At 59.0% G+C, this 8,385-nt stretch carries 7 protein-coding genes and 3 pseudogenes; 9 read left to right on the top strand and 1 reads right to left on the bottom strand.

The features are described from left to right. Positions 1–713: pseudogene (gene hisS, locus C8024_RS05015) on the bottom strand (histidine--tRNA ligase); the annotation flags it as partial. A 119-nt stretch (positions 714–832) separates the two neighbouring features. On the opposite strand from hisS, the gene C8024_RS22935 reads away from it, so the two are divergent. The 9 genes and pseudogenes from C8024_RS22935 (at position 833) to C8024_RS04975 (ending at position 8,358) form a co-directional block, all read left to right on the top strand. Beyond that, the gene (locus C8024_RS22935; protein WP_367947157.1) at positions 833–1,678 is read left to right on the top strand and encodes a hypothetical protein; all 846 of its coding nucleotides are present in this window, start codon (positions 833–835) and stop codon (positions 1,676–1,678) included. Positions 1,679–1,686: 8 nt separating this feature from the next. Then, a complete protein-coding gene (locus tag C8024_RS22930; RefSeq protein ID WP_367947156.1) occupies positions 1,687–2,724 on the top strand; it encodes a hypothetical protein in 1,038 nt (345 codons plus the stop codon). Positions 2,725–2,784: 60 nt separating this feature from the next. Beyond that, a complete protein-coding gene (gene ppa / locus C8024_RS05005; protein WP_100093241.1) occupies positions 2,785–3,318 on the top strand; it encodes an inorganic diphosphatase in 534 nt (177 codons plus the stop codon). A 59-nt stretch (positions 3,319–3,377) separates the two neighbouring features. Continuing rightward, positions 3,378–4,166: a DUF1206 domain-containing protein gene (locus tag C8024_RS05000; RefSeq protein ID WP_100093240.1), complete on the top strand. Its 789-nt coding sequence runs from the start codon at positions 3,378–3,380 to the stop codon at positions 4,164–4,166. Positions 4,167–4,254: 88 nt separating this feature from the next. Then, a complete protein-coding gene (locus C8024_RS04995; protein ID WP_367947155.1) occupies positions 4,255–4,479 on the top strand; it encodes a hypothetical protein in 225 nt (74 codons plus the stop codon). Positions 4,480–4,492: 13 nt separating this feature from the next. Beyond that, positions 4,493–5,008, top strand: a complete 516-nt coding sequence (locus tag C8024_RS04990) for a GNAT family N-acetyltransferase (RefSeq protein WP_173203247.1) — start codon at positions 4,493–4,495, stop codon at positions 5,006–5,008. 158 nt (positions 5,009–5,166) lie between these two features. After that, positions 5,167–6,365: pseudogene (sucC, locus tag C8024_RS04985) on the top strand (ADP-forming succinate--CoA ligase subunit beta). A 203-nt stretch (positions 6,366–6,568) separates the two neighbouring features. Beyond that, positions 6,569–7,315, top strand: a complete 747-nt coding sequence (locus C8024_RS04980) for an electron transfer flavoprotein subunit beta/FixA family protein (protein ID WP_173203245.1) — start codon at positions 6,569–6,571, stop codon at positions 7,313–7,315. A 114-nt stretch (positions 7,316–7,429) separates the two neighbouring features. Then, a pseudogene (locus tag C8024_RS04975) lies at positions 7,430–8,358 on the top strand (electron transfer flavoprotein subunit alpha/FixB family protein). The last annotated feature ends 27 nt before the right edge of the window (positions 8,359–8,385 follow it).

Genomic DNA, 8,385 nt, shown 5'->3' with positions numbered 1-8,385 from the left:
AAAATTCCGCCGCTTCGGCGGTCAGATAGGGATCAATCGTCGGCGCTGTCGCGACAATCGCGCGGTCATTGGGTGTCTTGCTGTCCAATATCCGCAACGGATTTTTTCCAGCCGTATCTTGCTGTCGTCCGACAGTTCCGCCTGATGATCGGAGAAATGTTCGACCAGCGCCGCGCGCCAGGCCTCCCGGCTCTCCGCATCGCCCAATGTGTTGAGCTGCAAGGTCACGCCGTCATCAATGCCCAGCTCCTTCAAAAGCTGGTCTGCAAAACAGAGCAATTCAACATCCGCCGCCGCTTCGCCCGCGCCGATAATCTCTGCATCGAGCTGGTGGAACTGGCGGTAACGGCCCTTTTGCGGACGTCATAACGGAACAGGGGTCCGTGTGCCGACAGTTTCAGCGGCACATGCTGCTGCCAGCCGTTGGTCAGAAACGCCCGGCAAATGCCCGCGGTAAATTCGGGCCGCAGGGTCAGGCTGTCGCCGCCGCGATCTTCGAAGCTGTACATTTCCTTGGACACAACATCTGTGGTCTCACCGAGCGAGCGGGCAAAGACCGCGGTCGGTTCGAAAACCGGCATTTCAACGCCCTTGAATCCATAGAGCCGCCGTACGCGCTCGAAGGTTTCCACGACATGCTGGAACCGCTCCTGCTCTTCGCCAAATATATCCTGCGTGCCGCGCACCGGCTGGGGTGTCTGTATCTTTGCCATGGGGAGCGCTTTAGCCAGTGAAGCGGCAAAGCGGAAGTGGCTTATTTGCACATGGCCTCTGGACGAAAGTTGCAAAATCCCCCATTTACGCGCCCCGATCATCAAAGGATTATCTACGCATGCGTCTGGTTGGCATATTCGGTCTGTTTCTGGCCCTCGGCATCTCTACATCGGGCTCGGCAATGCCCGACGGGCTGAGCAAGCCGGCCTATTTCGCGCCGCAGGACCGGATCCCCGAACCGCAGGACATTGCCTATCCCGGTACCATGGGCCTGACCGTCGATGCCCGCGATCATGACCAGGGCATTTTCCGCGTGACCCAGACGATTCCGGTCGCGAAAGCCGGTAGCCTCACCCTGCTCTACCCCGAATGGCTCCCCGGCAATCACGCGCCGCGCGGCGAGATCGAGAAAATCACCGGGCTGGAATTCACCGCCAATGGCGAAAAACTGCCCTGGGTCCGCGACGATGTCGATGTCTTCGCCTTCCACCTGACCGTGCCGGAAAATGTTGACGCGATCACCGCTAAATTCGAATTTGTCTCGGCCACCACCAGCAGCCACGGCCGCATCGTCATGGCGCCCTCGATGCTCAACCTGCGCTGGCATCAGGTGTCACTCTATCCGGCCGGCTATTATGTTCGGCAGATTCCGGTAGAGGCGACGGCCATCTATCCCGAAGGCTGGCAGGCGGCGAGCGCCCTGCGTCCGAAATCGACCAGCGGCAACAGAGTCATCTATCAGAAGACCGACTATGACACGCTGGTCGACAGCCCGGTTTTCGCCGGGCGATATTTCCAGACCCATCAGCTGACCAGCCGCGTCCATCTCAATATCGTCGCGGATGACGCCAAGTTCCTGAAGCCGAAAAAGACCAGATCGCGCCCCACATCAAGCTGGTCAGGGAAGCGGAAGCGTTATTCGGCAGCCACCCTTATGACCGCTATGATTTCCTGCTGGCGCTGACCGACGAAATGGGCGGCATTGGTCTCGAACATCACCGGTCATCGGAAAATGGCGTGAACCGTGAATATTTCACCAATTGGGACAGCGGTCCGGGCCGGCGCAATCTGCTGCCGCACGAGATCACCCATGCCTGGAACGGCAAATATCGCCGGCCGCAGGGCATGTGGACGCCCGATTTCCGCCAGCCGATGCGCGACAATCTGCTCTGGGTCTATGAGGGACAGACGCAATTCTGGGGCTATGTTCTGGGCGCACGCTCCGGGCTTTATTCCAAGCAGGACACGCTGGACGCCCTCGCGGCGATCGCGGCGGGCATGGATCAGCGGGTCGGACGGAGCTGGCGCCCGCTGATCGACACCACCCATGATCCGATCATCGCCGCCCGGCAGCCCAAGCCGTGGACCAGCTGGCAGCGGGCCGAGGATTATTATAACGAGGGCCTGCTGATCTGGCTCGAGGCCGACCAGATCATCCGCCGCGAATCGGGTGGGAAAAAGTCGCTGGAGGATTTCGCTCGCGCCTTTTTCGGCGGCAAGAACGGCGACTGGGGCGTTGTCACCTATGAGCGGGCGGACGTGATCGCCGCGCTCCACAAGGTCCATCCTTATGACTGGGACGCCTTTATCGAAGAACGGGTCTACCGGACGAACAAGGAAGCCCCCAAGACCGGCCTGACCCTGGGCGGATATCGGCTCGTCTATGTCGATAAGCCGAGCGCTTATATATTGGCCAATGACAAGCGCCGGAAGCAGGTCGACCTCAGCCACAGCATCGGCCTGATCATGGGCAGCAAGGGAGCGATCAAATCAGTGATCTGGGACAGTCCGGCGTTCAGGGCCGGGCTCAAGTCCGGACTCACCATTTCTGCTGTCAACGGCAAGGCCTATAGCGACGAGGCGCTCAAACAGGCGATCGAGGAAAACCGCGGCCGCGATGGCAAGATAGATATTTTGCAAAAAATGGCGAAGCTATCACAATTTTATGGTCGACCATTCCGATGGCCTGCGCTATCCGGCGCTCGAGAAAATCACCGGAGAGGGTGTTGATCAAGAAGGCGGCATAGACCGGCTGTTGCAACCGAAAACCAGATAAGGATCCCCTTTTCCATGGATATTAACAAAATTCCTATTGGCGATAATCCGCCTGAAAGCCTGAACGTCGTCATCGAAGTCCCGGTGGGTGGCGAACCGGTAAAATATGAATTTGACAAGGAATCCGGCGCGCTCTTCGTCGACCGTATCCTGCACACGCCGATGCGCTATCCGGCCAATTACGGCTTCATTCCGCACACATTGTCGCCCGATGGCGACCCGCTCGACGCGCTGGTTGTCGCCCGTTCGCCCTTCATGCCGGGCTGCGTCGTGCGCTGCCGCCCGATCGCGGTTCTCAATCTCGAAGACGAGCATGGCGGCGATGAAAAGCTGCTCTGCGTCCCGATCGACGCGACCTTCCCCTATTATCGCAAGATCGACGAAGGCAGCCATCTGCCCGAAATCGTGATGCAACAGATCGAGCATTTCTTCACCCACTATAAGGATCTCGAGCCCGAAAAATGGGTGCGGGTCGGCAAATGGGGCGATGCGGACGAAGCGCGGCGCGTCGTGCTCGAGGCGATTGAACTGGCGAAAAGCAAGAAATGAACGCAACCTAACGGCTATCCTGTGCGTTAAGCTGCCAAGCAGATTAACAGGAGCCTTGCATGTCCCGCGTCACCAATATCGAAAATTTCGCACGCGCCGGTTATCTCGGTCGTGCGGTCGTTTACGGTCTTGCGGGATATCTCACTCTGACCACCGCCGGCTCGACCGGAACAACCGGCGTATTGGAAGAAATCGAAACCATGTCGGCAGGAGCGATCCTGCTGGCCCTGGTTGGTCTCGGTTTGCTGGGCTACGGAATTTTCCGGCTCTATGGTGCGGCAATGGATTTGCAGGGCAATGGTACCGACGCCAAAGGCTTGGCGATCCGCATCGGCCATGCAGCCAGCGGATTGGCCCATATATTCCTCTGCTATCTGGCATTCAAAGCCGTTCTGGGCTGGCCTTCAGGCTCCACGGGTGATGGGGAATCCGCCGGCCAGGCGGCCGGTACGCTGGCATCCATGCCTATGGGTGATGTGCTGCTGGGCGTGATAGGAATTGGCTTTATCGCAGCGGCCATAAATCAAGCGGTCAAAGCCTATACCGCAAAGTTCATGGGGCTGCTCGATGCTGACGCACCCGCTCTGGCCAAATATGTGGGGCAAGCGGGATATGCTGCTCGGGCCGTCATATTCGCTGTCCTTGGGTGGCAAATCACATCGGCTGCCTTGAGCGGCGATACAGGCAATGTCGGCGGTGTCGGACAGGTGCTGGACAGCTTGCGATCAACCAACTGGCTTTATATTGCGGTGGCCATCGGCCTCTTGCTGTTTGGACTGTTCAGCCTGGTCATGGCGCGCTATCGCCGAATCCGGAATGAGGATGTGCTGGAGCGACTGAAATCTTGAAAAGCTGGAAAATTACGGGCCTGACCCTGGCTGGATGCATGCTGCTAGCGGCTTGCGCCACCCCCGAAACCCGGGTTCGCAACGGCTGATGAGTGCGGGATTGTCCGCGCCGGTGTCGGCCTGCATGGCCGACAGGATGGTGGATCGCCTGTCGCTGGGGCAGCTCAAAAAGCTCGGTGATCTGGGAAAGCTGAAGAAGCGCGATCCCGGTGAGGTGACGGTCAAGGAATTTGTCAAAGAGACCCGGTCGTTGCAGGATCCGGAAATTCTCGGTGTCGTGACGTCGTCCGGGCTGATCTGCGCGGTTCAGTAGGCGCGGCCCGGGAATGACCGGCATCTGCATCCGACCGGCAAATGCCGATGATGCCGCCGGGTTTCCGGCTATCGAACGCTCTGCGGCAAATGCTTTCCTGTCGGTGGCGGGCCTGGAATGGATCGCCGGCGAAGCGGTTATGTCCGCTGAACAGCACCGGGTCCATATCGATGCAGGCACGGTCTGGCTCGCCGAGACGGAAGGGCGCAGCATCGGGTTCGTTACCAGCGCGATATTTGGCGATGCCCTGCACATCATCGAACTGTCGGTCGCGGACGGGCATCAGGGCCAAGGCCTCGGGCGACGCTTGCTGGAGGCAGCAGCAGAATATGCCAGGGACAACGGCCTTGCGGCGCTGACCCTGACGACTTTCCGGGACTTGCCGTTCAACGAGACATTCTATCAAAAGCTGGGCTACCGGACGCTGAATGAGGCGGAAATGCCGAAACGACTCGCGGACATACTCGAGGCCGAAATCGAAAATGGTCTGCCGGGAAATCGCCGTTGCGCCATGCGTCTGATGCTTTAAACGCGCCGCGGGGACGTGCGGTGGCGAGCCAGACTAGAACATCTGATAATTATCACGAAACAGGGTGGAAATAGGCGCGTGACTGTGCTTTAGCCGTGCCAATTCATCGCGTGTCTTGAGATTCAAGACCTCCAATTTGAAAGGTGCTCACCCTTCCCATGAACATTCACGAATATCAGGCAAGGAACTGCTTGCCAAACATGGCATCGCTGTTCCTGCCGGCTATGCTGCGCTCACCGTTGACGAAGCGGTTGCCGCAGCCGAGAAACTCCCCGGACCGCTTTACGTTGTAAAGGCGCAGATTCACGCGGGTGGCCGCGGCAAGGGCAAGTTCAAGGAACTGGGGCCGGACGCCAAGGGCGGCGTGAGATTGGCGAAATCGGTCGACGAAGTGCGCACCAATGCAGAAGAAATGCTGGGCAATACATTGGTCACGATCCAGACCGGTGACGAAGGCAAGCAGGTCAATCGCCTCTATGTCACCGACGGCGTCGATATCGAGAAGGAATTTTATCTTTCGATTCTGGTCGACCGGGCCAGCGGCCGCGTGGCGATGGTCGTCTCCACCGAAGGCGGAATGGACATCGAAGACGTAGCCCATAACACCCCGGAAAAGATCAAGACGATCACCATCGATCCGGCACAGGGCTTCATGCCACACCACGGTCGGACCATCGCTTTCGCGCTGGGGCTGGATGGCGACCTCAACAAGCAGGCGCAGAAGCTCGGCAAGAAACTTTATGACGCCTTCCTCGCGATGGATTGCGAAATGGTCGAAATCAACCCGCTCGTGGTCACCGAAGACCAGCAGCTGATCGTGCTCGACACCAAGATGAGCTTCGACGGCAACGCGCTGATGCGGCACCCCGATCTCGCCGCGCTGCGCGACGAAACCGAAGAAGATCCGGCAGAAGTCGAAGCCAGCAAGTCCGACCTCGCTTACATCAAGCTCGACGGCAATATCGGCTGCATGGTCAATGGCGCCGGCCTGGCGATGGCGACGATGGATATCATCAAGCTGAATGGCGCTTTCCCTGCCAACTTCCTCGACGTGGGCGGCGGCGCGACCAAGGAAAAGGTCACGGCAGCGTTCAAGATCATTCTCGCCGATCCGGCGGTCGAGGGCATTCTCGTCAACATCTTTGGCGGCATCATGAAATGCGACATCATCGCCGAAGGTATTGTTGCCGCGGCCAAGGAAGTCGATCTGTCGGTGCCTCTGGTTGTGCGCCTCGAAGGCACCAATGTTGAAAAGGGCAAGGAAATCCTGGCCAATAGCGGTCTGCCAATCGTATCGGCCGACGATCTCGGCGATGCCGCGAAGAAAATCGTCGCGCAGGTCAAAGAGGCCGCTTGAGCGGACGGGAAGCCATATCCCGTTCGTCCTGAGCCTGTCGAAGGACGCTGGAAAGCGCCAGTTCGCCCTTTCGACAAGCCCGGCACGAACGGAGGCGGCCATGGTGCCGCAAAATCGAGAATGCTGCACCGCAGCGCAAAAACTTGACGTTTACGTGAACGTAAGTTAATCGCGTAGTGAAATTTGAAAAAGAGGAAACAGCAATGAAAATCCTGGTGCCCGTAAAACGGGTCATAGATTATAACGTGAAACCGCGGGTCAAGTCCGACGGCAGCGGCGTCGATCTCGCCAATGTCAAAATGTCGATGAACCCGTTTGACGAAATCTCCGTCGAGGAAGCCATCCGCCTGAAAGAGGCCGGCAAGGCGGAAGAAATCGTCGCGGTTTCGGTTGGCCCGCAAAAGGCGCAGGAAACATTGCGTACCGCGCTCGCCATGGGTGCGGACCGCGCTATCCTGGTCGTGACCGACGAAGAAGTCGAGCCATTGGGCGTTGCCAAGATCCTCGCGAAAATCGTCGAGGAAGAATCCCCGCAGCTGGTCATCACCGGCAAGCAGGCGATCGATGACGATTCGAACCAGACCGGCCAGATGCTCGCAGCCTTGCTCGGCTGGGGCCAGGGTACCTTTGCCAATACCGTTGAGCTCGACAGCGACAGCATCACCGTCAAACGCGAAATCGATGGCGGCCTGCAAACGGTCAAGTTGAACCTGCCCGCCGTGGTCACCACCGACCTGCGCCTCAACGAGCCGCGCTATGCGTCGCTGCCGAATATCATGAAGGCGAAGAAAAAGCCGATGGATGAGAAAACGCCAGCCGATTACGGCGTCGACATCAGCCCGCGTCTCACCACTATCACCGTCAGCGAGCCTCCGGTTCGCCAGGCCGGTGAAAAGGTCGAAGACGTCGACGCGCTGGTCGCGAAACTCAAAGCTGTCGGAGCCATTTAACCGTTTGAGCCCAATCACCCCCGTTCATCCTGAGCTTGTCGAAGGATGGTGGGACAAGGTGCTTCGACAGGCTCAGCACGAACGGAATGGAACAAGGATTTAAGGAGTTACAAAATGAAAACTCTCGTACTCGTAGAACATGACAACACCACCATGAAAGACGCGACGCTGGCCGTTGTCACCGCCGCGTCGCAATTGGGCGAAGTCCATGCATTGGTCATCGGCTCCGGCTGTGGCAGCGTTGCCGAACAGGTTGCCAAGTCGCTGGCGTCGCCACCGTCCATGTCGCCGACGACGCTTCGCTCGCCAACCAGCTCCCGGAAAATGCCGCGCCGCTGATCGCCAGCCTGATGGACACGCATGACGCATTCCTCGCGCCCGCCACCACCACCGGCAAGAATATCGCCCCGCGCGTCGCAGCCCTGCTCGACGTCATGCAGATCAGCGACATTCTCTCGGTCGAAAGCGAAGACACGTTCACCCGGCCGATCTACGCCGGCAACGCGATCGCAACGGTCAAATCTTCGGATGCCAAGAAGGTCATCACCGTCCGCGGCACCGCCTTTGACAAGGCAGCAGCCGAAGGCGGCTCAGGCACCATCGAAGCCGTTGGCGGCGCCAGCGACGCTGGCCTGTCGAGCTTCGTCAGCGAAGAAATCGCCAAGTCCGAACGCCCCGAACTGACCAGCGCCAAGATCATCGTTTCCGGTGGTCGTGCTCTGGGTTCAGGCGAGAAGTTCGAGGAAGTCATCACCCCGCTCGCCGACAAGCTCGGCGCCGGCATCGGTGCCTCGCGCGCTGCGGTCGATGCGGGCTATGTCCCGAACGACTATCAGGTCGGCCAGACCGGCAAGATCGTTGCTCCGGAAGTCTATATCGCCATCGGCATCTCCGGCGCGATCCAGCATCTCGCCGGCATGAAGGACAGCAAGATCATCGTCGCAATCAACAAGGACGAAGACGCCCCGATTTTCCAGGTCGCGGATATCGGACTGGTTGCCGATCTGTTTGATGCGGTTCCGGAACTGACTTCGAAGGTATAAGCACACTTAGCCCCTCCTCTTCAGAGG

Origin of the sequence: Sphingopyxis sp. BSNA05 (assembly GCF_013265645.1) — a bacterium.
Lineage (GTDB): Bacteria > Pseudomonadota > Alphaproteobacteria > Sphingomonadales > Sphingomonadaceae > Parasphingorhabdus.
Note: the sequence above shows the minus strand (reverse complement) of the source record. Positions and strands in the feature narration are given on the sequence as shown.

Excerpts from the sequence above, each read along its gene's own strand:
- C8024_RS22935 (WP_367947157.1), top strand. The coding sequence starts at position 833 with ATGCGTCTGGTTGGCATATTCGGTCTGTTTCTGGCCCTCGGCATCTCT.
- C8024_RS22930 (WP_367947156.1), top strand. The coding sequence starts at position 1,687 with ATGGGCGGCATTGGTCTCGAACATCACCGGTCATCGGAAAATGGCGTG.
- ppa (WP_100093241.1), top strand. The coding sequence starts at position 2,785 with ATGGATATTAACAAAATTCCTATTGGCGATAATCCGCCTGAAAGCCTG.
- C8024_RS05000 (WP_100093240.1), top strand. The coding sequence starts at position 3,378 with ATGTCCCGCGTCACCAATATCGAAAATTTCGCACGCGCCGGTTATCTC.
- C8024_RS04995 (WP_367947155.1), top strand. The coding sequence starts at position 4,255 with ATGAGTGCGGGATTGTCCGCGCCGGTGTCGGCCTGCATGGCCGACAGG.
- C8024_RS04990 (WP_173203247.1), top strand. The coding sequence starts at position 4,493 with ATGACCGGCATCTGCATCCGACCGGCAAATGCCGATGATGCCGCCGGG.
- C8024_RS04980 (WP_173203245.1), top strand. The coding sequence starts at position 6,569 with ATGAAAATCCTGGTGCCCGTAAAACGGGTCATAGATTATAACGTGAAA.